The sequence below is a fragment of the Mesorhizobium sp. C416B genome, assembly GCF_030323165.1.
Classification (GTDB): Bacteria; Pseudomonadota; Alphaproteobacteria; order Rhizobiales; family Rhizobiaceae; genus Mesorhizobium.
In genome coordinates this window covers 1213286-1237488 of sequence record NZ_CP100471.1, presented here as the reverse complement: position 1 = coordinate 1237488, position 24203 = coordinate 1213286, and the positions used below count along the sequence as shown (strand labels likewise).

Here is a 24203-nt window from a genome sequence, read left to right as displayed (position 1 = left end):
TCCGAAAGTAGGACGCCAGGTTGCAGAGTTCTGCAACCCAGCGGCGAAGTCATATTCGCCTCAGATTGCAACAAGCCGCCTTATCTTGCCGCGCGGGCCCTTGCGGGAGGCTTACTTCCCAGCCATTTGATCGGCCAGCGCCTGCGCCTGGGCGAGCAGCGCCGGGAAAGCCGGGTCAGCCGGCAGGCGCTCCGCCATGCAGGCCCGGTAGTCGCTGTCGCCCTTGTCCCAGGCGGCGTTGGAGGAATCGAACGCTTTTTCGTCCTTCAGGTCCGATGCCTGGTAGGCCTCCTGGAATTTCTGCGCGGCGGCGTCCGCAGCAGCCCACACGGCGTCGCAAGCGGCGATCTTCGGAACGGCAGGGGCTGCCGGCGCTGCGACAATTCTCACGCTGTTGCCTTTGACGAGCGTAACGATGACTTCCTGCTCATAGATCGGCCCGACGTCCTGCGTCCAGCCGCCGAGCCGTGCGAAGGCGATGTCGGCGCCTTCGGGTTTCTTCAATGGAAAGTCGAGCGTTCCCTCGAAGGCGGCGTCGCTGTTGATCGCCTGGGTATAGAAGGCATCCAGCTTAAGCGCCTCATCGATGCCGGCGGGCAGTTTGAAACTTTCGTCGGTCTCGGCGGTTCTGGACTGGAGCCAGCGCTCCAGCAGCCCTCGCGTCGTTGCCACCAGGCTGGGCCCGTCGTCGCCCTTGGTGTATCGCAGCCCATCGAGCATGCCATAGCCGATATCGGAGTCGCTGAGGCTTTCGATATTGATTGTGCCGGTTGGCGGAAAGTCCTTGACCGCCAGCGGCCCGATAATGCCGGCAAGACGCTGCTGGAGGTCGGCCAGCGCCTTCTCGTTCTCAGCGTCGATGGTCTCGATTGCCGCGTTCGCGCTGTTCAGCGCCGCGATATCAGCCATCGCCTTGTCACGCGCGGCGACATAGTCGTCCTCCGGCGAGGCCGCGAAAGCCACGCTGCTCACCAGCGCAAACAGAAACGTCCAGACCCACCGCATGATATAAACCCTGCTCTACGTTCGATATAGTCGTCCTCCGGCGAGGCCGCGAAAGCCACGCTGCTCACCAGCGCAAACAGAAACGTCCAGACCCACCGCATGATATAAACCCTGCTCTACGTTCGATTCCAAGGATACATGACAACATCGGGCTGAAAAAAGACGGCGTTGGAGCTGCCCCCTTGAGGGAGGAGATGGCCGGCAGGCCAGAGGGGGTCGCCGCGCGTGAAGCGCTGACTCCTTTTGCAGCGCGAGACGACGTTAGCGCTTCACGCGCAACGACCCCCTCTGTCGCCTTCGGCGACATCTCCCCCTCGAGGGGGGAGATTGGCGCCTAATCACGCCTTGCGCTTCTCCACCTCCGCCTTCCTCAGCAGGAAGCGCTGGATCTTGCCGCTTGGGGTCTTCGGCAGTTCCGTGATGAACTCGACCTCGCGCGGGTAGGCGTGCGCCGACAGCCGTTTCTTGACGTGCTGGGCCAGCTCTTCGGCGAGCTCCGAATTGCCCTTGTAAGCCGGCGCCAGGACGACGAAGGCCTTGACGATCTCGGTGCGCTGCGGATCGGGCACGCCGACGACAGCCGCCTCGTTGACCGCCGGATGCTCGATCAGCGCGCTTTCGACGTCGAACGGGCCGATGCGATAGCCGGCCGAAGTGATGACATCGTCGGCGCGGCCGATGAAGGAGACCGAACCGTCCGGCTCGTACTCCACCGTGTCGCCGGTGCGGTAGTAGCCGCCCGTGATCGCTGGCGTCTCGGCTTGGTGATAGCCGTCGAACCAGCGCAGCGGCGACTTCGCGATGTCGACGGCGAGGATGCCGGGCTGGTTGGGGCCGAGCTCGTTGCCGGCCTCGTCCAATACCACCATGCGATATCCGGGCATTGCGAAGCCGGCCGAGCCCACGCGCACGACGTGCGAGAGCCCATGATGGTTGTTGACCATCATGCCGTTCTCGGTCTGGCCGTAATGGTCGTGAATGGGCGCGGCGAGATTTGCGTCGAACCAGCGGATGACTTCCGGGTTGAGCGGCTCGCCGGCGCTGCTCACCACGCGCAGTCTGCCTTTGACACGGGCCGCAGCTTCCGCGCCTTCCGCCATCAGCAGGCGATAGGCGGTCGGCGAGCCGGCAAGGCTGGTGACGCCGAGCCGCTCGATGATGTCGTAAGTGCTCTTGGCGTTGAAGGCGCCTTCATGGAAGGTCGTGGCGATGCCGAGCTGCAACGGGCCGGTGATGGCGTAATAGAGGCCGTAGGCCCAGCCGGGATCGGCGATATTCCAGAAGATGTCGTCGGGCAGCAAGCCGATCGCGTCGCGCATATAGGCGCCGAAGGCGAGCAGGGCGCGGAGCGGCACCGGGACGCCCTTGGGCAGGCCGGTCGTTCCCGACGTCGACATCATCATGAACAAGTCGTCGCCCTTGCGCATCACCGGCTGGCAGTCGGGCGAGGCGGTGCCAAGCGCGGCGCGGAAATCGATGTCGCCTGCAGGCAGCACATCGCCATTGCCAAGGATGTTGGCGATTTGCGCTGATGTTTCGACCTCGTCGAGCTTGCCGCGATTGGTCGGGTTGGTCACCACGATCCTGGCGCCGCTATAGCCGAGGCGGTGCTCGATGGCTTTCGGACCGAAGGCGGTGAACAGCGGCTGGTAGACCGCGCCGATGCGCCATGTCCCGAGGATCAGCGCCACCAGTTCGGGGACGCGCGGCAGCATGCCGGCGACGACATCGCCGGCACGGACGCCGGCGGCCTTGAGCACATTGGCGGCGCGCCCCGACATGTCGGCGAGATCGTCGAAGCTGAATTCGCGAAGCTCACCACCGGCCGAGATCGCGCGCAGCGCCAGCCGGTCTTCTCCGGTGTAGCGGCCGCAGCATTCGACATAGGCATTGATGCCGGTCCCAGGGTTGCCATACAACCGCGCGATCTCATCTTCGATGCGAAAGCGCTGAACGGCATCCTCATAGCGCGGCATTTTGCTCATCGCGGTCCTCCCTAAGCGGCGCCCATCTCCCCTTGGAGCGCCTTATCGGTCAGATTGCCTGAAATTGCTGCGCTGGTCGATTACGGCGATAGTCGGGGGATGCGAAGGATCGCAGCGCAGCGACAATCCGCGCGCAGCCACTGGAGTTGACCGAACCGTCCATCCGGCCGATAGCACCGCCAGAATTGCCCCGAGGCCCCAATGACCCCAGACTCAACTTTCGATGACGCGGCCACAGCCGACGAAGAACGCGATGCCGACACCGCCTGGCAAAACGACATCCGCGCGGGCGTGCGCCGCGTCCGCGATCTCGCCTCCCTGCCGCTGTCACCCGCCGAGCGCGCGGCGGCGCAGGAGGCGGTCGTACGCCACAAGGTGCGTGCCCCCAAAACCTATCTCGACCTGATCGACTGGAACGATCCCGCCGACCCGATCCGCGCGCAAATCATTCCATCGCCGGATGAGCTGACGGAAACGGAAGGCGAGCTCGACGATCCGATCGCCGACCATGCCTTCAGTCCGGTGCCGCGACTGACGCACCGCCACGCCGACCGGGTGCTGTTGTTTGCGACCTACCAATGCGCGGTCTATTGCCGTTTCTGCTTCCGCAAGGAATCCCTGACCTCGATCGGCCGCGGCTATACGCGAGAAGCGCTCGAAGAGGCTTTTGCCTATATCGAAGGCCATACCGAAATCCGCGAAGTGATCCTGACCGGCGGCGATCCGCTTTCGCTGCCGGACAAGGCGCTGGCCGAAATCCGCGCCCGCATCGAGACGATCGCGCATGTCAGGCTGCTGCGTATCCACACGCGCGTGCCTGTCGTACTGCCCGCGCGCATCACGCCGGGGCTGGTTGGCGCCTTGCAGGGCCGGCTGATGGTCACAATCGTCACCCATTTCAACCATGCGCGGGAGATCACGCCGGCCACCGAATTGGCCTGCCGCGTCATGCGCCAGGCAGGCTTCGTGCTGCTCAACCAGAGTGTCCTGCTCAAGGGCGTCAACGACACGGTCGAGGTGCTGGAGGAACTCTGCCGCGAACTGATGTACCGGCTCGGCGTCAAACCCTATTACCTGCACCATGGCGACCTCGCGCGCGGCATGGCGCACAGGCGCACCACGATTGCGCAGGGACAGGCGCTGGCCGGCGCGCTGCGCGCCCGCCTGTCGGGCATCTGCAATCCGGTCTATGTGCTGGACCTGCCGGAAGGCGGCGGCAAGGTGCCGCTCGGGCCATGCCATGTCGAGGGGCGGGAAGAGCAGGACTGGCGCATCCGCGGCCAGGATGGCGAGGTGAGGCTGTATCGGGACGTCGTGGTGTAGGCAGGGCGCAGCGGCACGATGACCGCCGCCGTCACATTGTCGATCGGGATGACCATCGCACCAAACTCTCGCCACGACGCGTTCGCCTGCATTCCGTATGTTGACATAAAGATATCCTTATGTGATGGTTGTCGCCTCAAGGATAAAAAATGTCGCAGAATTCTGCATCGCTGGACGTTTTGTTCGGCCCCGTCGCGGCCAAGCCCGACGGTTCGGAAGTGCTTGCGGTGCTCACCGCGGCGGCACGCGAGCGCATCCTCATCCTCGACGGCGCCATGGGCACGCAGATCCAGGGCCTCGGTTTCGACGAGGAGCATTTTCGCGGCGAGGCTTTCGCCGGCTGCGCCTGCCACCAGCAAGGCAACAATGACCTCTTGATCCTGACGCAGCCGAAGGCGATCGAGGAGATCCATTATCAATACGCCATCGCTGGCGCTGATATCCTCGAGACCAACACCTTCTCCTCGACCTCGATCGCCCAGGCCGATTACGGCATGGAGGATGCCGTCTACGCGCTGAACCGGGACGGCGCGCGACTGGTGCGTCGGGCAGCGGCGAGGGCACAGCAGGAAGACGGCAAGCGGCGCTTCGTCGCCGGCGCGCTCGGGCCGACCAACCGCACCGCCTCGATGTCCCCCGACGTCAACAATCCAGGCTACCGCGCCGTCACCTTCGACGATCTGCGCCTGGCCTATGGCGAGCAGCTGCGCGGCCTGATCGACGGCGGCGCCGACATCATTCTCATTGAAACCATCTTCGACACGCTGAACGCCAAGGCGGCGATCTTCGCCTGCAACGAGATATTCATCGAAAAGGGCGTGCGCCTGCCGGTGATGATTTCCGGCACCATCACCGATCTCTCCGGCCGCACGCTGTCGGGCCAGACGCCGACCGCCTTCTGGCATTCGGTGCGCCATGCGAGCCCCTTCACCATCGGCCTCAACTGCGCGCTCGGCGCCAACGCCATGCGCGCGCATCTGGCTGAAATATCGGGCGTCGCCGACACCTTCGTCTGCGCGTATCCGAATGCCGGCCTGCCCAATGAATTCGGACGCTATGACGAGAGCCCGGACTTCATGGCCGCGCAGATCGAGGATTTCGCGCGGGAAGGGCTGGTCAATGTCGTCGGCGGCTGCTGCGGCTCGACGCCGGAGCACATCCGCGCCATCGCCGAAGCGGTGAAAAAATACCCGCCGCGCGCCATTCCCGAGATCGAGCGCACGATGCGGCTGTCCGGGCTGGAGCCATTCACGCTGACCGACGAGATTCCCTTCGTTAATGTCGGCGAGCGCACCAATGTCACCGGCTCGGCCAGGTTCCGTAAACTGATCACGGCGGGCGATTATGTCCCCGCGCTCGACGTGGCGCGCGACCAGGTCACCAATGGCGCCCAGATCATCGACATCAACATGGACGAAGGCCTGATCGATTCGAAGAAGGCGATGGTCGAGTATCTCAACCTCATCGCCGCCGAGCCTGATATCGCCCGTGTCCCGGTGATGGTCGACTCCTCGAAATGGGAGATCATCGAGGCCGGGCTTAAATGCGTGCAGGGCAAGCCGCTGGTCAATTCCATCTCGATGAAGGAAGGCGAGGAAGCGTTCCTGCACCACGCGAAGCTGGTGCGCGCCTATGGCGCGGCCGTGGTCGTCATGGCCTTCGACGAGGCCGGTCAGGCCGACACCAGGGCGCGCAAGGTCGAGATCTGCACCCGCGCCTACAAGCTGCTCACCGAACAGGCCGGCTTCCCGCCCGAAGACATCGTCTTCGACCCCAACGTCTTCGCGGTCGCCACCGGCATCGAGGAGCACGACAATTACGGCGTCGACTTCATCGAGGCCACCGGCGAGATCACCGCCACGCTGCCGCATGTCCACATCTCGGGCGGCGTCTCGAACCTGTCCTTCTCGTTTCGCGGCAACGAGCCCGTGCGCGAGGCGATGCACGCCGTGTTCCTCTACCACGCCATCCAGCGCGGCATGGATATGGGCATCGTCAATGCCGGCCAGCTCGCCGTCTACGACACGATCGAGCCGGAGCTGCGCGAAGCGTGCCAGGACGTCGTGCTCAACCGCGCGCCCAGGGCCGGCGGCACCGCCACCGAACGCATGCTGGAGATCGCCGAGCGTTTCAAGGGCACGGCCGGCAAGGACGCCAGGGAGCGCGATCTCGCCTGGCGCGACTGGACAGTCGAGCAGCGGATTTCCCATGCGCTGGTCAACGGCATCACCGAATTCATCGACGCCGACACCGAAGAGGCGCGGCTTGCGGCCGAGCGGCCTCTGCATGTCATCGAAGGCCCGCTGATGGCCGGCATGAATGTCGTCGGCGATCTGTTCGGCGCTGGAAAGATGTTTCTGCCGCAAGTGGTGAAGTCGGCGCGCGTGATGAAGCAGGCGGTGGCCGGATTGCTGCCGCACATGGAGGCCGAAAAACTGGCCAACGCCGCCAATGGCATCGACAATGGCGAGCGCCAGACAGCCGGCAAAATCCTGATGGCGACGGTGAAGGGCGATGTCCACGACATCGGCAAGAACATCGTCGGCGTCGTTCTGGCCTGCAACAATTACGAGATCATCGATCTCGGCGTCATGGTGCCGGCGGCGAAGATCCTGCAGACGGCTCGCGAGCAAAATGTCGACATCATCGGCCTGTCCGGCCTGATCACCCCGTCGCTGGACGAGATGGTGCACATGGCCGCCGAGATGGAGCGCGAAGGCTTCGACATTCCGCTTTTGATCGGCGGCGCGACAACCAGCCGCGTGCACACGGCGGTGAAGATCCATCCCCGCTACTCCAAGGGACAGACGGTCTATGTCAATGACGCCAGCCGCGCCGTCGGCGTCGTGTCATCCTTGCTGTCGAACGAGACCAAGGGCGGCTACGTCGACACAGTGCGGGCCGAGTACAAAAAGGTCGCCGACGCGCATGCCCGCTCCGAGGCCGACAAGCAGCGGCTGCCGCTGGCCAAGGCCAGGGCCAATGCGCACAAGGTCGACTGGTCGACCTATGAGCCGCCGAAGCCGTCCTTCACCGGCGTCAAGGTTTTCGGCAACTGGGACCTGACGGAGCTCGCGCGCTACATCGACTGGACGCCGTTCTTCCAGACCTGGGAGTTGAAAGGGCGTTACCCCAAGATCCTCGACGACGAGAAGCAGGGACCGGCGGCACGCCAGCTTTTCGAGGATGCGCAGGCGATGCTGACAAAAATCATCGCGGAAAAATGGTTCGCGCCGCGCGGCGTCATCGGCTTCTGGCCGTCCAATGCCGTCGGCGACGACATCAGGCTGTTCACGGATGAGGCGCGCTCGCAGGAGCTTGCCACTTTCTTCACGCTGCGCCAGCAGCTGATCAAGCGCGACAGCAAGGCCAATGTCGCGCTGTCGGATTTCGTCGCACCGGCCGACAGCGGCAAGCCGGACTATATCGGCGGCTTCATCGTCACCGCGGGGATCGAGGAGGTGGCGATCGCCGAGCGCTTCGAGCGCGCCAATGACGATTATTCCTCGATCATGGTCAAGGCGCTGGCCGATCGTTTCGCCGAAGCTTTTGCCGAGCGCATGCACGAGAAGGTGCGCAAGGAATTCTGGGGCTATGCATCAGACGAGAAGCTGGCGCCCGACGAACTGATCGGCGAGCCTTATCGCGGCATCCGCCCCGCGCCCGGCTATCCCGCGCAGCCCGATCATACCGAGAAGGCGACCTTGTTCCGGCTGCTCGACGGCGAGCGCAATGCCGGCGTCAGCCTGACCGAGAGCTATGCGATGTGGCCGGGCTCCTCGGTCTCCGGCATCTATCTCGCCCATCCCGAAAGCTATTATTTCGGCGTCGCCAAAGTCGAGCGCGACCAGGTCGAGGACTATGCCCGCCGCAAAGCCATGCCGCTGGCCGATGTCGAGCGCTGGCTCGGCCCGATCCTCAACTATGTCCCTCAGCACTATGCCGAGGCGGCGGAATAGCGGCTGCGACGTGGCCCAATGGCTGCTCGACCGCTCCCTTGATTTTTCACCGTCGACAAAAATCGCGCCGCACCCGGTTCTCGGCGAGCTGCCGGTTGTCGGTCGGTCAGACTTAGGTCCCTCGCGCCTGCTTTTCTGGAACAAGCCGTGATGTCCCGCATTTTATTGGCAGGGACACAAGGAGTGTCGAGTGAAAGCGATTTTGGGACTGGTCGGCGGCTTCGTGCTGACCCTTGCGGTGTTCGGCAGCGGGCTGGTTTTCGCAGCCTGGCTGCTTGCCGCCAAGCCAGCGCGGGAGGCAAGGCCGACCGTCAGCGTGGCGGAACTGTGGACCCGGAAAGCGCGGCCGGTGGACAAGACGGCGCAGGACTTCGAACGTGTGCCGCCCGAGCAGTCCGCGCCTGCCGACATCGCCGCCAGGGAGCCAGCCCAGGACCCGGCCAGGCAGCAGCCCGATCCCACCGTCACCGGCGCCATCCCGCGGACCGAACTGCCGCCGCCGCATCTCGCCTGGTGCGCCAGCCGCTACCGCTCTTACGATCCCGAGGACAACAGCTACATGTCCTATAGCGGACAGCAGCGCACCTGCGTATCGCCCTATCTCGCCGCCGACCGCGCCGCGCCGCGAGAGGCAAGCTATGTCGAGGGCGCGGGCGCCTACGCGGCCGCCGGCGGCGAACCGGACCATGTCGCCTCCTGCTTCAGCCGCTATCGCTCCTACCGTCCGGAAGACAACAGCTACCAGCCATATTCCGGCGGGCCGAGACGGCAATGCGAGTAGCCAGCGCGAAGGGCGCCGCGAACGATTGCGACCGCGGGATTTCTGGGGTCGTTCGGATCGTCCTCAAAGCCCAGGGGAGGAACCACCATGGAAGACGACCGGCATCACAAGATACAGCAGCGCGCCTACCAGATCTGGGAGCGCGAAGGCACTGGTGACCCCGAACACCACTGGCACCGGGCCGAGGCCGAAATCGACCGCGAGGCGGCGCTGCCGCTGACCGCCGACGACGCCCTGCCGCGCGAGATCGCCAGCACCGACGTCCTGACCGTCGAGGAACTCGCCGTGCGCACCGGCATATCGGGCGACGAGGCGCAGGAGCTGATCGACAGACTGGACACGGACAGGGCGGCGGTTGAGCAGGCGGCGAGGGGGATTGAGGGAAAGAGGCGGGCAACGTCCTGATCGGAGGGCTAGGACGATCTTTCAGAGTGTCTTGTTGACACTTATCACTTGGCAGTCGCGACAGAGGCCGTCATTTCCGACAGCTTTGCGCCCAAATTGATCCGTGCTGGCCATAGCAACATCCGTAAGCGGACGGTGCCGACGCCGGCGAAGCAGCCCAGATGCCGCGATACGAAGTGCCAACCACTTCGCGGCACCAGCGTGCCTGTAGACACTCTCGCCACTTTCTCTATACGACGTCGAGACGGGGTGGCGAGCAACGATGATCACAGTGTTGGTGCACGAGTTGAATCAGACGCCGATGCGGCGGCTGATTTCGTCGGCAGGGCACTTGTTGCCGCTTTTGCGCATGGAAACCTATCAGTCAGTCTTCCGCCGGCTAAACTTTCCCGCGGGTACCTTGGTTTTTACTGATTTTGAGTATCTGAATGGCATGGAAATGATGGCGGCGGCGGATATTGCCGAAGCCGCAAAGCGCGCCGACCCTGATGCTCGAATTCTAAACCATCCCGCGACTGTCCTGGAGCGGTTCGCCCTGCTCCGCCGGCTTCGTATTAGAGGAAGCAACCCGGTCGAAGTATCGCGTCTGGAGCAGGATGAGCGACCAACCCGTTACCCTGTTTTTATCCGGATGGAAGATGGCTTTTGGGGGCCGGAAACCAAGCTTCTGGAAAACCCACGCCAACTTGAAGAGGCGATCGCCGTGCTCCAGGGCAACGCCAAGCCGATGAAGCGGCGCATCGCCGTCTCCTTCGAAGCCGATCGCGATTCGAACGGCTACTATCGAAAGTATGGCGCATTCCGCATTGGGGACGCGATTGTGTCCCAGCACATACTTAGGTCCGTCGACTGGAACGTTAAGTCATCGGCAAGCAGCACCGACCCGGATTTCGTGCGCGAGGAACTCGCCTTCGTAAAGGACAATCCGCACGCTGAGGACCTGCTTCGCGCCTGCAATACGGGCCATATCCAGTTCGGCCGCGTGGACTACACGTTGCGAGACGGCGCATTGGTGATATTCGAGGTCAACCCCAATCCGACTTTTCCGAAGTTCAAAGGTGGCGCAGCCGCCCGTGAGGAACGACGTGGCCACATTATCGCGGCGTTGAAAGTTGCATTCGAGGCAATCGACAGTTCCGGCACCGGGAGAATCGACTTCCTGCCTTCAGCCGGATCTTACCAATTCATTCAGTCGGGCCGCTGGATATGGCCGGTGAGATGGCTTTGGAGAACAAGAATGGCCCGGCGAAGGAAGATGCAATCGCAATGAACGGCCCGCGAGAAAGCCCACCGGCAGGACAACGGCTCTCGATTTACACCGACGAACCACTCACGCAACTTGCCCGTTTTTCGTTTGATTGGGCTGAGGTGCTGTGTGACCCGAGCCATGGGTGTATGCCCTACCATCGCACGTGGAGCATGATCCGCCTGCTGGAATCGAAAGGTGCCAAGCCGGCCGGCGGGGGGTTCTTTGGGCGTGAATTGGCTGCCGTGGCCCAGGAGGGACGCTGTCGCATTCTCCTGTCGGGCGCGGCCGACACCGGCCTGGCGGCAATGGTTCTGGGCCAAACGAGGCCGGTCGGCATCGAGCCCGAATTTGTGCTGATCGATCGCTGTGAAACGACGGTCGAACAGAACAGGCTGTTTGCCCGCTCCGCCGGTTTTGCGCTCGAGACCCACCGCGCCGACATTCGCGGTTGCGACTGTGCGCCGGTGCAGGCAGTTGTCGCGCATAGCGTTCTTAATTTCTTCGACCGCAGCACACGCCAGCAGGTGGTCGACAGTTGGGCGCGTAGTCTCAAGCCTGGCGGACGCCTGCTTCTCTCCCAGAGGTTGCTATCGGAAAAAGACCAGCCGAGGGGGCCTCGCGGCAGCGCTGAAATCGGCCGAAGGCTTTCGACCATCGAGAAGGCCGCCGTCGCGGCGCATTTTCCTGCCGCTGCCGTGGCGGAGCTGAAGACGGCCGTCGAAGCGCTCTGGGGTGAACCGCTGCATGAAGATCGCACTACATATTCAGACCTTGCGGATATGCTGAAGCAATCCAACCTGACGATTGTCGGCTCGGAGCAGCATCATACCGGGAAAAGCGTTTCCCCGCTTGCCGCTGCCGACAGCGTCCAGACAATTCCAAGATACGAAATCGTCGCCGTCAGGATGTAGCCCGACCACTAGAATAAGTGCGACATCGCAGAAGCGGGAAGGTCGATAGCGGCTATCCGATCGAGATAAAACCAGGTCGCCACTGCGACCGCAACCGAGGTGCAAGATGCCAGTGTCGCCGACTTCAAGGTCAGCTTCTGACCGGCTGAAATCCATACCAGGGTAAACAGGGACAGCGCCGGCGGGAGGCCCGCCAGCCAGACAGCGACCGGCAACAGGAGCATCATCATCAACGGCACACGATGGCTTTCCGGGATCGTATGGGTCCGTTCGCCTCCCTGTTTCTCGTGGCCAACAAGCGAGATCGTTTGCACAAGGGCGACCGCGAGCATCGCAAACAGACAACACCAGGCCACGGCCTGCGCGAAGATCGAATAGCCTGGCTGCCCTTGGAGCGATATCGCTGCCATCACAGCGCATCCACCGGTCAACAGCCATGCGACTGCGGCATCGGCACGCTTTGGCTTGACACGTCGCGGCGGCAAAACACCACCGCGCACGATCCATGCGAGGGAAAGCGCGATTATGACCATGATCGTCAACGACGCCGGCCGTTGTAGAGGGTTCAGCCTGCCGACACGGGCCAACTCCACACTGAGCGCCAGGTTTCGCTCGATGAAGCCGCCCAGGACGAATGATATGACAAAAGGAATTTGCGGCCAGGCGAGGCGCTTCAGCATGTAGCCGGCCAGCCCGAAAGCGACGGCTACGTACAGATCGATCAGCAGCCCGTTTAGCTGCACGATCGTCACGAAGCTGACGACAATGATCGGGAGCGCGATGCGGTCGATCCTGAGAGCAGTCAGGCGCGCAAAATATGGTGTCAACACCAATCCCACTGCGGACGTCAGCAGGTTCGACAGCAGCAGCGCGGTAATCAACGTGAACGTCAGGGGCAAGCCGGTCGTCAGCATCGGTATGCCCGGAACGATGCCGTGTACCGTCAGGACTGTCAGCAGGATCAAGCCGCCCTCGCTGCCGGGAAGGCCGAAGGCAACGGTCGGCAGAAGCGAGCCTCCGTCCTTCGAATCGACGGCCGCTTCCGGCGCAATGATGCCCCTGATGTCACCAGATCCGAACCTTGAGCGCTGGTCCTTGGGGGTTGTCTGGATCGCCTGCCCGTAGGCAACGAAGCTGGCGACCGTTCCTCCAACACCTGGAATGATGCCGACCAACACGCCGATGGCCGACGATCGCATTGTTAGTCCCCAATGACGAAAGACAGCAAGCATACCGGTCCAGATCGAGTCGTTCGCGTTTTCCAGGCCAGCCGCTTTTTCAAGCTGCAATCTTTTTCGCCACGAGATGATTTCAGAAACGGTGAAAAAGCCAAGCAGCAGCGCGACCATGTCGACGCCGTCGAAGAGAGCGATGCTCCCAAACGTCCAGCGTGGTTGGCCATAGGTCGGATCAGTTCCGACAAGACCGACCAAAAGCCCCAGCAGCGCCATCGCCAGCGCTTTCAGACGGGACGCGCTTGGAACCGCAATGATCGTCGACAGGCCCCACACGCCGAGCAGCACGTATTCAAACGGTCCGAATTGCAGGATGAACGGCCGAATGATCGGCATGAGCGCTATGAGGACGAGGACGCCAAAAACCGATCCGACGGCCGAGGCCGTTGCCGCGGCGGCTATCGCGGTGCGAGGCAGGCCGGCCCTGGACATCGGATGGCCGTCGAGCAGGGTTGCCGCGCTTGGCGCGTTGCCAGGTATGTTGAAGAGGATAGCCGTTATAGATCCCATGAAGGTCGCGCCGCCGGTCAGGGCGCCAAACAGCAACAACACCGATACCGGATCCCAATGCACGGTTGCGACCAGCAGAAGGGTTGCAAGGCTGGCGCCGCCAATCCCTGGAAGAAAGGACGTAGCCATGGCAACCAAGGTGCCAAGCACCGGGATCAGTATGTTCGGCCAGGAGAATACATTGCCCAGTCCAGTGCCGAGGGCAGCCCAATATCCGGTCATCAGCGCGTTGCTCGCGCATCCCGCTCGAGTTCCGGGTGTTTTTTCAGATACGCTTCCGCCTCATGGAAGGCACTGAGCATATCGTTGATCACGATGACGGTCTCGTCGGCGTCGCGCGGCTCGATTGGACGTTTCTGAGCTTCAAGCGCCACCTTGAACCCATCGCTCTTGACCGCGGCGGAGACGGCGTCACGAAGACAACCTAGCGATTTCTGCTCCATGTCGGCAGGGGCAAAAAATCCCCGCGCTGTCGCCGAAGCTTTCGCGACGGCGATGGCCAACCGCAATCGTTCTTCCTGCTTCTCCTTGGAAAGGCCTTGGCTGCGCTGCCACACCAACCCTCCTTCACCCGCCAGGAAAGCCACGCCTGGCGCGTTCGGGTCAGGTCCCTCCGTGAGAACCAGACCGACTTTGGCTTCGCCTGCGGCGGTCGAGCGCAAGCCTGTCGTCAATGAATTGGATGTCATATCGCCTTCGCCACGCAGGAGCGCGGACATGAGTGCGCCGCTGCCTTCATAGCCCGAGACCACGTCGACCTTGATATCGAGGAGGTGCGCGGTGAGCACTATCGGCAGGATGCCGGCTTCAAGCGATGAAACCGACGCGACCAGATGTTTGGCGCTTTGCAAATCGACATCGTTCCGAACGATCCACGCTTCGGGATCGATGTGAATCAGTCCTATCGGATTTAGCCGATTCATCCAGTTGTCGACGCCAGCCGGAATGTCACCTTGCGAAATTATGTCGGAGACGCTTTCAATCATAAGGACCAGTTCGTCGGATGGCGCATTGGTTACACGCTTTAGCGCCGCAAATCCGCCTGCCGCGGGCATATTCACGACCCTGACATCGAGCTCGGTCGTGCTGGCAAGGGCCGGCGCAAATGCACGGGCATAGGTATCATAGCCGCCGCCGGCAGCGTTGGGGACAACGAGGGTGATTCGCCGGCCGGCGTAGGTGGTTGCGCAAGCGATCTCGCCGCCGCTTGCCGCGGACGGCAGGTAGATTGCCGCGGCGGTGATTGCCGCCAACGCCACACGAAAGAACTTCATCTCGCCAAGCCCCAGATTTCACCCAGTGGTGATACTTTAGATAGCCCTTGCAACGCCAGCGTTGTTCCTTAGCAATCGCGCTTAGTTTCGTGAATGTCGCGGTCTGTGTCGCCAATTGGCGTCCGATCTGCCATGCGGTTATTCAGTTCATTAACCTTTCATTAACCATACCACGGCTAGCGTTTACCTCTCAGTAAGGAATCGCCCGCTGTGACCTTTGCCGCTCCCCTCGAGGCCAAATCCATTCGCTTTCGCGCCCGCTCCTTCGTCGCATTCACGCTGACGCCGGAGGCGCCTTTGGACGTTTGGCTGGAGAGCCTCGATCGCTGGGTCGGCAATTCGCCGGGCTATTTTGCCGGGCGCCCGGTGGTGCTCGACCTGAACGTGCTGAAGCCCGATGTCGTGGCCATCGAAGCGCTGGTCGATCTGCTCGGCCAGCGCGGAATCCGCATCTATGCCATGGAACTCGATGGTGGCGCCGAGCTTGGCACGCATCTGCCGCCGGTGCTGGTCGGCGCCAAGGAGGCGACCACCGACGGGCTGCTGCAGCCGAGCCGCAAGGCGGGCAGGGCGGAGGAGGACACTGCGGTAAGCGACATGAAGGCGGCCGGTGACATCAAGGCAGAGGCCGGCGATTTGAAGGCGGGCGATTTGAAACCGGCGAGCGATGCCAAGGCACAGCCGAAAGACGCCAAAATTGCCGCACCCGACGCTGGCACGCTGATGATCCGCTCGCCGATCCGTTCAGGGCAGCTGATCTTCCATCCGCATGGCGATGTCATCGTGCTGGGCTCCGTCGCGTCCGGCTCCGAGATCGTCGCCACCGGTTCCATCCACGTCTATGGCACGCTGCGCGGCCGCGCTTCGGCAGGCGCTCAAGGGAACACGGCGGCGCGTGTCTTCTGCCGCAGGAACGAAGCCGAACTTCTCTCGGTCGATGGCTGGTATTGCACCGCCGAGGAGATGGACCCGTCAGTCCGGGGCAAGCCTGTGCAGGCATTTCTCGAAAACGGCATGCTGCGCATCGCCCCTTTCAGCTAATGCGTCTCGCCCGACAACGACATAACGAACAACAACGGAGGCTTTATTGATGGGCAAGGTAGTGGTGGTCACCTCGGGCAAGGGGGGCGTCGGCAAGACGACCTCTACCGCGGCTCTGGGGGCGGCGGTCGCCAAGACCGGCAAGAAGGTGGCGCTGGTCGATTTCGATGTCGGCCTGCGCAACCTCGATTTGATCATGGGCGCCGAACGGCGCGTGGTGTTCGATCTCGTCAACGTCATCCAGGGCTCGGCAAAGCTGTCGCAGGCGCTGATCCGCGACAAGCGGGTCGAGACGCTGTTCCTGCTGCCGGCCTCGCAGACGCGCGACAAAGATGCGCTGACCGAGGAGGGCGTGGCCGAGGTCATCGGCAAGCTGCGCTCGGTCTTCGATTATGTCTTCTGCGACAGCCCGGCCGGCATCGAGCGCGGCGCGCAGCTCGCCATGCGCTTTGCCGACGAGGCGGTCATCGTCACCAATCCTGAAGTGTCGTCGGTGCGCGATTCCGACCGCATCATCGGCCTGCTCGATTCCCGCACCTTGCGCGCCGAGGAGGGCGAGCAGATCGCCAAGCACGTGCTGGTCACGCGCTACGATGCGGGACGCGCCGCGCGCGGTGAAATGCTGTCCATCGACGATGTGCTGGAGATCCTGTCGGTGCCGCTGCTCGGCATTATCCCCGAGAGCCAGGATGTGCTGCGCGCCTCCAACCTCGGTTCGCCGGTGACGCTGTCGGAGCCGCTGAACGCCGCTGCCAAGGCTTACATCGACGCGGCCAAGCGGCTCGAGGGCGAACAGCTGCCGGTCATCGTGCCCTTCGAGCGCAAGGGCTTCCTGGATCGTCTTTTGGGAAGGAGGGCGGCATGAACCTGCTCGACATCTTCAAGCGGCGCACCAGCGCGCCGGTGGCGCGCGAACGGCTGCAAGTGCTTCTCGCCTATGAGCGCCGCAACCGCAGCCAGCCCGATCTCGTCTCCATCCTGCGCGAAGAGATCATGGCGGTGATCGCCAAGCATGTGCAGATCGACCAGGATTATCTGCAAGTCTCGATGGACCGCGGCGAGACCATGTCGACGCTGGAGATCGACATCCAGATCCCCAACAAGAGCGCAGTGCCGCTGGCCATGGCGGGGTGAGATTGAAGCTGCTGATCTCCCCCACGAGGGGGGAGATTGCGCTCCTCGCGCTCGCCTGCGCCAAGCACCCCCACCCGGACCTGCGGTCCGACCTCCCCACAAGGGGGAGGTAGGGGGCCAGCGCCTCTCCCCAAAACATTCAACCAACTAGTTGACTATCTAAAATCTCGCCTCTATATTCAACTACATGGTTGAATTAGAGACGCCCCAGATGGACCAGGTTTTTCACGCCCTCGGCGACGCCACGCGCCGGAACATGCTTAACCACCTCGCCGGCGGCGAGCGTACGGTGAGCGAGCTGGCTCAACCCTTTGCCATGTCGCTGGCCGCCGCCTCCAAGCACATCAAGGCGCTGGAGCATGCCGGGCTGATCCGGCGCGAAGTGCGCGGGCGCACCCATGTCTGCCGCCTCGAGGCCCGCCCGCTGGCCACCGCCTATCAGTGGCTCGGCCAATACGCGCGTTTCTGGAACAGCCGGTTCGATGTCCTCGAACAGCTTTTGCGCGAGGAGGCGGGGCGCAAAACGTCGACAACGCCGTCAACGCCGGCACCGGCAAATCCAGAACCATCCAAGCCGGAATCACCCAAGCCAGACACATCCAGGCCAACATCATCCGAGGGAGACGACCGATGAATCAGATGAACAGCTTCGACGGCTACGCCCAGCTGATCCAGCCGGCCACATTGAGGATCGAACGGCTTTTGCCCGGAACCAGGGAGCGCGTCTGGGAATATCTGACGCAGAGCGATCTGCGCCGCCAATGGCTGGCGGCCGGCGACATGGAGATGGAGGAAGGCTCTTCCTTCGAGCTGGTCTGGCGCAATGACGAACTGACCGACCCGCCCGGCGACAGGCCGGCCAGCTTCAGTGGCGGCGAGCAGCGGATGCACAACCAGATCGTCGAGTGCGATCCGCCGCGCAAGCTCACCATCACCTGGAACGGCAGCGGCAATGTCACGTTCGAATTGGCGCAGCGCGGCGACGACGTTCTGCTCACCCTGGTCCACCGCCGCCTGCCGGACCGCTCGAGCCTGATGATGCATGCCGCAGGCTGGCACGTGCATCTCGACCTCCTGGTTGCCCGCGTGGCGGCCGAGAAACCCGAACCGTTCTGGGACAGCTTTAGCCGTCTCGTGGCGGACTACGACCGGCGCCTGCCGGCCTGACCTGACCTGACGCATCGCCCGGTCCAACCGGGCACCATCGATCCCTTGCGCCGGATGCCGGCGCAAGGGCCGGCGAAACACGCGCCTTCGCCAGACACCGCGGCGCGTCATCGGAAGTGAAACCAGGCAACGTGCTTGCATCCCGCAAGCCCGAAGGAGGAAGTCATGCGTAAATTGATCACCGGAATGAAGATCTCCATCGACGGCAAGATCGAAGGCCCCGAAGGCTTCGCCGACTGGGTCGACAACTGGTCGGAGGAATACGGCCTGATGCCTGAGATCGACGCCTGCCTGCTCGGCGGCGTCATGTATGCCGGTTATGAGCGCTACTGGAGCGCGATCCAACAGAACGAGCCGGACCAGCCATTGCCGATGACCGGCAGACTGGTCGACCCGGCCGAACTCGAATGGGCGCGCTTTGCCGCGAAAACCCCGCACTATGTGCTGTCGAACACCATGACGACGTCAGCCTGGGCCTCGACGCGCTTCCTGCGCCGCCTCGACGACGTCGCGGCGCTGAAGCGCGAGCCCGGCAAGAACATCTACCTCATGGGCGGCGCCCGCATCACCGCCAACCTGATCGAAGCCGGCCTGGTCGATGAAATGCGGCTGATCGTCTATCCGCTGCTCGCCGGCGACGGCAAGGCGCTGTTCGGCATGGTGCACGCCCGGCACGGACTGGAACTGCGCAAGGCCGAGGCGCTTTCGGATGGACGTGTGAGCCTGGTGTATGGGCTGGCGAGCTAGCTTCTTTTCCTCTCCCCCGATCGACGGGGGAGAGGAAATGCGTCGGCGTTCGCCTCCCACCCTTGCCCTATCAACAGCCCGCTCGTGCCACACGACAGCCAGGCCCTTTATCCCTATCTCCAGCCTGCGCTACGGCCTGCTGGTCGCGTGGGGAGGGACTGGAATTGACGTCGACGTCGATTGCCGCAGCTGAAGCGAAGGCCTTGCCGATCGGCGCGTTGCTTGGCGCCATGGTGTCGATCCAGATCGGCGCCACCTTCGCCAAGAGCCTGTTTCCGCTGATCGGCGCCAACGGCACCACGGCGCTGCGGCTGGCCTTGGGCGCGCTGATGCTGGCGGCGGTGCTGAGGCCGTGGCGGGTGCGGCCGTCGCGCGCCGTGCTGCCCTGGCTCATCGCCTATGGCGTCAACCTCGCGGCGCTGAACCTGCTGTTTTATGCAGCGCTCGCCAGAATCCCGCTCGGCGTCGCGGTGGCGCTCGAATTCTCCGGCCCGCTGCTCGTGGCGACGCTGTCGTCGCGGCGCGCCACCGACTTCGTCTGGGTGGTGCTGGCCGTTGCCGGCATATTGCTGTTGTCGCCCTTCATCCACTCCGGCAGTGCACTCGACCCGATCGGCGTGATGCTGGCGCTGGCCGCCGGCGGCTGCTGGGCGCTCTACATCGTCTTTGCGCAAAAGGCGGGCGCCGAGCTTGGCAGCCAGACCACGGCTTACGGGCTGGTCATTGCCGCTGCTCTCGCCCTGCCGTTCGGCCTCGCCGAGGCGGGTACCGGCCTGATCGCACCCGCGATCCTGGTCAGCGCGCTGCTGGTCGGGCTGTTCTCCAGCGCCTTGCCGTTCTGGCTGGAGATGGTGGCGCTGACCCGGATGCCGGCCAGGCTCTACGGCACGCTGACTTGTCTGGAGCCGGCGCTGGGCGCGCTGGCCGGCTTCCTGTTCCTGCACGAGATCCTGAGCCCGTTGCAATGCGCGGGCATCGCCGCCGTGGTCGTCGCCGCCTTCGGAGCCGCGCTGACCACCAAGCCGCCGGTGCCATCGCCGGAATAAGTGCCTGAAATGGGTATGTGACGCCGATGCCGTGGTCCGCCGGTCCCGTGTCCGGTTGCTCAAGCGCCTGCAGCATCGATATATGGAACGATGTATGTGCACGAGATCCAGATGAGCAGGGCCGACAGCATTGCTTGAGCCGTCCGTGATCAAGGCAATACTCCTTGTCGGGTTCGCCGCTGTCGTTGCGGCTCTCGCCTGGCGGCTGGCGCGGTCTCGTCTCAGAGCCCGGCTTCGTGAAGATCCGGCCAACGACTACGCCGTGCGCCGGGACTGGTCGGGCAACCACGGCAAGCTCAATCATTCGTCCTTTGTCTATTTCGATGCCGATCGCGACGGCCGCTACGGGCTCGGCGACCGCCCGATGGCCGGCATCATGGTCAGACTGCATGATGGCGACGGCCGCTTCGTCGCCGCGGCGCGGAGCAACCGCGGCGGCTTTGCCAATTTCCTGGCGTCGGCGAAACGTCGGGCCGCGCCCATCCATGTGCCGGGCAGCTACCGCTTCACCGTGTCGGTTCCGCCCGGCTGGCGCTCCAGCAGCGCCAACGAGGTCCAGTCGCAGCACCTCCGGCCGCTGCCGGGCTCGCCCACCGGGCTGGCCTCGGAAGCAATGCTGCAGCCGGTCGGCCTGTTTGCGATACGCCGGCTCAGCGGCCGCGTAGCGGACGGTGTCTCGGCGAGCATCTCGGTGATGGCGAAAGGGCAAGAGGTGGCGGTGCATCCGCTAAGTGCTGGCGCTGGCTTCCGTCTCGATCTGCCCGATGACGCCGACGCGATCGAAGTCACCGGCGATGGCAGGGAACGACGACTGGTCTTGTCGGCCTACCCGACCGAGCTCGGCCTGCTGTCGCCCGAGAACGCGGCTGTCGACAGCGCCGCGTCCTTGCAGGCCATCGGTTTCGACGATGTCACGACGCGCGGCCTGCGCAAGGTGCCGTCCGGTTATGCCGGGTTGACCTGGTTCAACCTGAACGCACTGGCGCGCGATCATACCGAAGGCAGCGAAGGCTACGTCAACGGCAATATCTCGGGAGACCATGTCTGCTATACGAGCAGCGGACACCCGGCCGAATTCTCGAGCGACAAACCGTTCGGGTTCCATTCCGTGATGCTGACGGCGGCATGGTTGAAGTCCGAAGGCGAAACCGCACTGGTCGAGAGCTGGCTTGGCGACCGGCTGATCGCCAGCGACACGATCGTCCTGTCGGCACTGGCGCCCGTCCACTATGCGCCGATGTTGGCGGCGGTGACGCGCGTGCGCCTCTCCACGAGCCACTATTGGCAGCTCGTGCTCGACGATCTGGTGGTTGCGCGCTAAAGCGTGTCGCGATTAATCGGGGTGAAAGGGTTTAGCGCGGATTGGAAGCACCGTTCGCGGTGACCTGCGAGAGCTTGCCTTTTTTGACCAGCACCGGCTTCAGATAGGTTTTCTTCATTATCCACTCTCCACGTCGGGCACCCAAAGCCCTGTTCCCGGCCAGACGGCACGAGGCGTCGGATAATCGGCTGCTAGACTGCGACCGGCCCGGAGCCGTTACCATTGTCGGCTGTAACCTGCGAGAGCTTGCCCTTCTTGACCAGCACCGGCTTCGAATAGGTCTTCTTCATGCCGCATCTCCAGTGTCAGGCGAGGCCGCCAGATCAGGCGACAGTCCGACTCAACGACCTCACTCGATCGGGCCGGAACCCGCTCCATTGGCGAGCGCCGTAACCTGCGAAAGCTTGCCTTTTTTGACCAGAACAGGCTTCGAATAGGTTTTCTTCATAGTGAATCCTCCAAGCTTACGCGATAATGCCAGACGGATCGGCACTGTCAACCTTCGCGGCCTCGCTGTCCCATCCCGGTTTTTCTTGGCGCCGATGCGCTAACTGCAAGTCCACCTTCATCGACAAAGCGTTGTTCTTGGGCGTGCATGGCGTGGCCGGGTTGCGGTGCGAAAAATGTCCGAAACTGCGGCGGGTCTGGCCTGGTTGGTCGGCCTGCTCAAACAGAGCGGCAATGCAGCGCGGAGGGGTCCAGCCTAAACATTGGCCTTGCCGTCGCGCCGCACTCACAGTTCCTTCTCCGCCAGTTCGCGGAAGGCGTCGGGAACCGAGCGCCGGGCTTCCAGCGCCACGGCGCCATAGCCGACAGCCTCTCTGCCAAAGCGCTGGCGGATCTTGTCGATGGCGCGGTCGGCGCCAAAGCGCGCCAGGCCTTGCCTGCTGCCGGGCCGTTGCTTTTCGTCGGCAAGCCCGAGCGGCAGCTCCAACTGTAGCTCGACACTTTCTTCCAGCTGCGACACCGAGATCGCCAGCAGCGAGATGGTCTTCTCCCGAGGGTTGGCGGCCAGCACGCCGCGCACCAGCTCCCCGGCGATTTCGGCCAGCATCGCGGTTGCCGAAATCGGCTGCTCGAGCATCAGCGAGCGTGTGACAGCGTGCAGATCGGCGAAACGCACGCGCACCGTCACCGTGCGCCCGGGCCGTGATTTCGCCCTGAGCCGGCTGGCGACCCGGTCTGCCAGATGCAGCAGGACGGGTCCGAAGATACGCGCCTCGGCCGGCCGTCTGCCAAGCGCCGACTGCGCGCCGGCGGAATGCGACCGCCTGTGGGTTTCGAGCTTTCGCGGGTCGCGGTTCCATGCCAGCGACGACAGCTTTTCGCCGGCGGCGGGCCCGAGCAATCTTCGCAGCGCCCCACCATGCGTCTTTGCCAACTGGCCGATGATCTCGATGCCGATCTCGGCCAGCCGCGCTCTGGTCGCCGGGCCGACGCCCCACATCAGCCCGACCGGCAGATCATGCAGGAAGGCAAGTTCGGTGTCCGGATCGACCACCACCAGCCCGTCGGGCTTGGCCACCTGCGAGGCGATCTTGGCCAGATGCTTGGTGCGCGCCACGCCGATCGAGATCGGCAGGCCGAGCTCTGCCCGGACGCGCCGACGCACCGTGGCGGCGATCTCGGCCGGCGGCCCGAACAGATGCGTGCAGCCGGCGACGTCGGCAAAGGCTTCATCGATGGAAATCCGCTCGACCAGCGGCGTGAAATCGTCGAGCACCGTGATGGCGGCGTCGCCCAGCCGCTGATAGTCGGCGAAATGGCCGCCGACGAAAATCAGTCCGGGGCAAAGCTCGCGCGCGCGTCGTCCGGGCATGCCGCCGCGCACGCCGAAAACCCTGGCTTCGTAGGAGGCGGCAAGCACGACGCCGCCGCCGACGGCGATCGGCTTGCCCCTGAGCGCCGGGTCGAGCAACTGCTCGACCGAGGCGTAGAAGGCGTCGAGATCCGCATGCAGGATGGTGGGCTCCATCCCGACCGTTCCCTTTGCGGCGTTGCAGCATTAGCCGCGTCTGTTGTGAGAGGCGTTTTTGCCGAACAAATAGAGAACAAACAGGGCCTATTGTCAAGCGAAGCGGTTGTCGCCGGCCGGTCCGTTCCAGATCGGGCTGTCGAGTGCTCCGCCTGGGCATCGGACCTGCGGAACATTGTCTCTCGCCTCAGCGTTCATATCCGCGACGGGACGCTGTTTTTGTGGAGGCCGGTATGGGCCAGTTCGAGATGATCGACCTCGTCAGCGTCGTTGACGCCTGCACGAGCGATCGCGTTGCCGGGCACTGCGTGTCAATGGCCAGGGCGGTAGAGGAGTTGCGAGTGCTGACCGGTGATTTCGTATCGCCGGACGAGACGGTGGCCAACGCGCTGTCGGCAGTGGCGCTGGGGCGCGGCTGCGCGGTGGTGTTCGATGAGCGAGCGGGCGCCGACATCTTGCTGACGCCGTAGCGGGCGGCGCCGGGTTGTGGCAGCCAGAAAAGTCGAACAGCGTGCAAAAAGCTGTGCAGGCATGGCCCCATAAGCGGGGCGTGGAAAATTTCTGCGCGTGGGTGTATTCTCCAGGACGCAAGCGGTCGCAGACCGCATAGGGGGAGAAATGACATGCCGAGGGTTTCGGAACTCTTTTTCAAAACTGCCATCTTGTTCCTGATGTTGGGGATTGCGGCCGGCCTGCAGATGGCGATCTCGGGCGACCACGCCGCTTTTCCGGCGCACGCGCATATCAATCTGCTCGGTTGGGTGACGAGCGCCATCTTCGGCGGCTACTACGCGCTCAATCCGCAAAAGGCGGCGCGTCGCGTCGCCATGATCCACTACGGGCTCTACACTCTCGGCTTGGTGATCATGCTGCCGGCGCTGTATGTGATGCTGCAGGGAAACCCGGCGCTTGAACCGATCGTCGCCGGCGGCTCGCTCATTATCGCCGCTGCCGTTCTGGTTTTTGCTTTCGTGGTGTTTTCGCCCGAAACGGCGCGCTCGGTGTCCGGCGTGGTTCCGGCCTCTCGCTGACTGTTCGCGCGCGGCGATCAAAGTCCGACCCGCATTCGCGACCCGCGACACGGGTTGCCAGGCCGATGGCCGCAGCCGCTGGCTGCGGTGTCTATCGCCGCGTC

Annotated in this window: 23 protein-coding genes; 16 read left to right on the top strand and 7 right to left on the bottom strand. The window is 63.6% G+C overall.

The genetic code is table 11. From position 1 onward, the window contains the following. Positions 1 to 111: 111 nt before the first annotated feature. Together NLY43_RS06280 and NLY43_RS06275 are read right to left on the bottom strand one after the other, a co-directional pair. Positions 112 to 1005, bottom strand: a complete 894-nt coding sequence (locus NLY43_RS06280; RefSeq protein WP_023701849.1) for a hypothetical protein — start codon at positions 1003 to 1005, stop codon at positions 112 to 114. Positions 1006 to 1343: 338 nt separating this feature from the next. Next, positions 1344 to 2990 (bottom strand): acyl-CoA synthetase, encoded by a 1647-nt coding sequence (locus NLY43_RS06275; RefSeq protein ID WP_023711869.1) that lies wholly within the window; start codon positions 2988 to 2990, stop codon positions 1344 to 1346. A gap of 201 nt (positions 2991 to 3191) precedes the next feature. On the opposite strand from NLY43_RS06275, the gene NLY43_RS06270 reads away from it, so the two are divergent. The 6 genes from NLY43_RS06270 (at position 3192) to NLY43_RS06245 (ending at position 11618) form a co-directional block, all read left to right on the top strand. After that, complete coding sequence (locus tag NLY43_RS06270; protein WP_023711868.1) at positions 3192 to 4313, top strand: KamA family radical SAM protein; 1122 nt, start codon at positions 3192 to 3194, stop codon at positions 4311 to 4313. Positions 4314 to 4462: 149 nt separating this feature from the next. Then, on the top strand, positions 4463 to 8272 hold the full coding sequence (metH, locus tag NLY43_RS06265) for a methionine synthase (RefSeq protein WP_023711867.1): 3810 nt from the start codon (positions 4463 to 4465) through the stop codon (positions 8270 to 8272). Positions 8273 to 8462: 190 nt separating this feature from the next. Then, entirely contained in the window at positions 8463 to 9053 is a 591-nt protein-coding gene (locus NLY43_RS06260; RefSeq protein WP_023711866.1) for a BA14K family protein, read from the top strand. A gap of 87 nt (positions 9054 to 9140) precedes the next feature. Further along, positions 9141 to 9458 (top strand): DUF2934 domain-containing protein, encoded by a 318-nt coding sequence (locus NLY43_RS06255; protein WP_023693883.1) that lies wholly within the window; start codon positions 9141 to 9143, stop codon positions 9456 to 9458. Positions 9459 to 9720: 262 nt separating this feature from the next. Then, complete coding sequence (locus tag NLY43_RS06250) at positions 9721 to 10728, top strand: hypothetical protein (protein WP_023693882.1); 1008 nt, start codon at positions 9721 to 9723, stop codon at positions 10726 to 10728. Beyond that, positions 10677 to 11618: a class I SAM-dependent methyltransferase gene (locus NLY43_RS06245; RefSeq protein WP_198025479.1), complete on the top strand. Its 942-nt coding sequence runs from the start codon at positions 10677 to 10679 to the stop codon at positions 11616 to 11618. Before NLY43_RS06250 ends, NLY43_RS06245 begins: the two co-directional genes overlap by 52 nt. 8 nt (positions 11619 to 11626) lie before the next feature. Here the strand turns inward: NLY43_RS06245 and NLY43_RS06240 are convergent, their stop codons facing one another. Together NLY43_RS06240 and NLY43_RS06235 are read right to left on the bottom strand one after the other, a co-directional pair. Continuing rightward, complete coding sequence (locus NLY43_RS06240; protein WP_023711864.1) at positions 11627 to 13585, bottom strand: tripartite tricarboxylate transporter permease; 1959 nt, start codon at positions 13583 to 13585, stop codon at positions 11627 to 11629. Then, the gene (locus NLY43_RS06235; RefSeq protein WP_023693880.1) at positions 13585 to 14637 is read right to left on the bottom strand and encodes a Bug family tripartite tricarboxylate transporter substrate binding protein; all 1053 of its coding nucleotides are present in this window, start codon (positions 14635 to 14637) and stop codon (positions 13585 to 13587) included. Before NLY43_RS06235 ends, NLY43_RS06240 begins: the two co-directional genes overlap by 1 nt. Positions 14638 to 14847: 210 nt before the next feature. Here NLY43_RS06235 and minC point away from each other — a divergent pair, with 210 nt between their 5' ends. The 8 genes from minC (at position 14848) to NLY43_RS06195 (ending at position 21093) form a co-directional block, all read left to right on the top strand. Next, positions 14848 to 15678, top strand: coding sequence for a septum site-determining protein MinC (gene minC, locus NLY43_RS06230; protein ID WP_023695517.1), 831 nt, complete (start codon positions 14848 to 14850; stop codon positions 15676 to 15678). A gap of 49 nt (positions 15679 to 15727) precedes the next feature. Next, entirely contained in the window at positions 15728 to 16543 is an 816-nt protein-coding gene (minD, locus tag NLY43_RS06225) for a septum site-determining protein MinD (RefSeq protein ID WP_023670342.1), read from the top strand. Next, positions 16540 to 16812 carry a cell division topological specificity factor MinE gene (minE, locus tag NLY43_RS06220; RefSeq protein WP_023684809.1) on the top strand — a complete coding sequence of 91 codons (273 nt, stop codon included), beginning with the start codon at positions 16540 to 16542 and terminating at the stop codon, positions 16810 to 16812. The genes minD and minE overlap by 4 nt, the downstream gene beginning before the upstream one ends. A 187-nt stretch (positions 16813 to 16999) precedes the next feature. Then, positions 17000 to 17446: an ArsR/SmtB family transcription factor gene (locus NLY43_RS06215; protein ID WP_023711863.1), complete on the top strand. Its 447-nt coding sequence runs from the start codon at positions 17000 to 17002 to the stop codon at positions 17444 to 17446. After that, a complete protein-coding gene (locus NLY43_RS06210; protein WP_023711862.1) occupies positions 17443 to 17979 on the top strand; it encodes an SRPBCC family protein in 537 nt (178 codons plus the stop codon). The genes NLY43_RS06215 and NLY43_RS06210 overlap by 4 nt, the downstream gene beginning before the upstream one ends. A gap of 165 nt (positions 17980 to 18144) precedes the next feature. Continuing rightward, positions 18145 to 18726 carry a dihydrofolate reductase family protein gene (locus NLY43_RS06205; RefSeq protein ID WP_023711861.1) on the top strand — a complete coding sequence of 194 codons (582 nt, stop codon included), beginning with the start codon at positions 18145 to 18147 and terminating at the stop codon, positions 18724 to 18726. Between the two features lie 164 nt (positions 18727 to 18890). After that, entirely contained in the window at positions 18891 to 19772 is an 882-nt protein-coding gene (locus tag NLY43_RS06200; protein ID WP_023711860.1) for an EamA family transporter, read from the top strand. Between the two features lie 145 nt (positions 19773 to 19917). Then, entirely contained in the window at positions 19918 to 21093 is a 1176-nt protein-coding gene (locus NLY43_RS06195) for a hypothetical protein (protein WP_023711859.1), read from the top strand. Between the two features lie 191 nt (positions 21094 to 21284). Here NLY43_RS06195 and NLY43_RS06190 read toward each other — a convergent pair whose 3' ends face one another. The 3 genes from NLY43_RS06190 to dinB form a co-directional block, all read right to left on the bottom strand. Continuing rightward, on the bottom strand, positions 21285 to 21383 hold the full coding sequence (locus NLY43_RS06190) for a hypothetical protein (RefSeq protein ID WP_023684816.1): 99 nt from the start codon (positions 21381 to 21383) through the stop codon (positions 21285 to 21287). Positions 21384 to 21442: 59 nt separating this feature from the next. Continuing rightward, the gene (locus NLY43_RS06185; RefSeq protein ID WP_023670351.1) at positions 21443 to 21541 is read right to left on the bottom strand and encodes a hypothetical protein; all 99 of its coding nucleotides are present in this window, start codon (positions 21539 to 21541) and stop codon (positions 21443 to 21445) included. A 285-nt stretch (positions 21542 to 21826) separates the two neighbouring features. After that, positions 21827 to 23068 carry a DNA polymerase IV gene (dinB, locus tag NLY43_RS06180; protein ID WP_023711858.1) on the bottom strand — a complete coding sequence of 414 codons (1242 nt, stop codon included), beginning with the start codon at positions 23066 to 23068 and terminating at the stop codon, positions 21827 to 21829. 233 nt (positions 23069 to 23301) lie between these two features. Between dinB and NLY43_RS06175 the strand changes: the two genes are divergently transcribed. Next, complete coding sequence (locus NLY43_RS06175) at positions 23302 to 23538, top strand: hypothetical protein (RefSeq protein WP_023689015.1); 237 nt, start codon at positions 23302 to 23304, stop codon at positions 23536 to 23538. Positions 23539 to 23691: 153 nt separating this feature from the next. Continuing rightward, complete coding sequence (locus tag NLY43_RS06170) at positions 23692 to 24099, top strand: heme-copper oxidase family protein (protein WP_023693868.1); 408 nt, start codon at positions 23692 to 23694, stop codon at positions 24097 to 24099. Positions 24100 to 24203 lie beyond the last annotated feature (104 nt).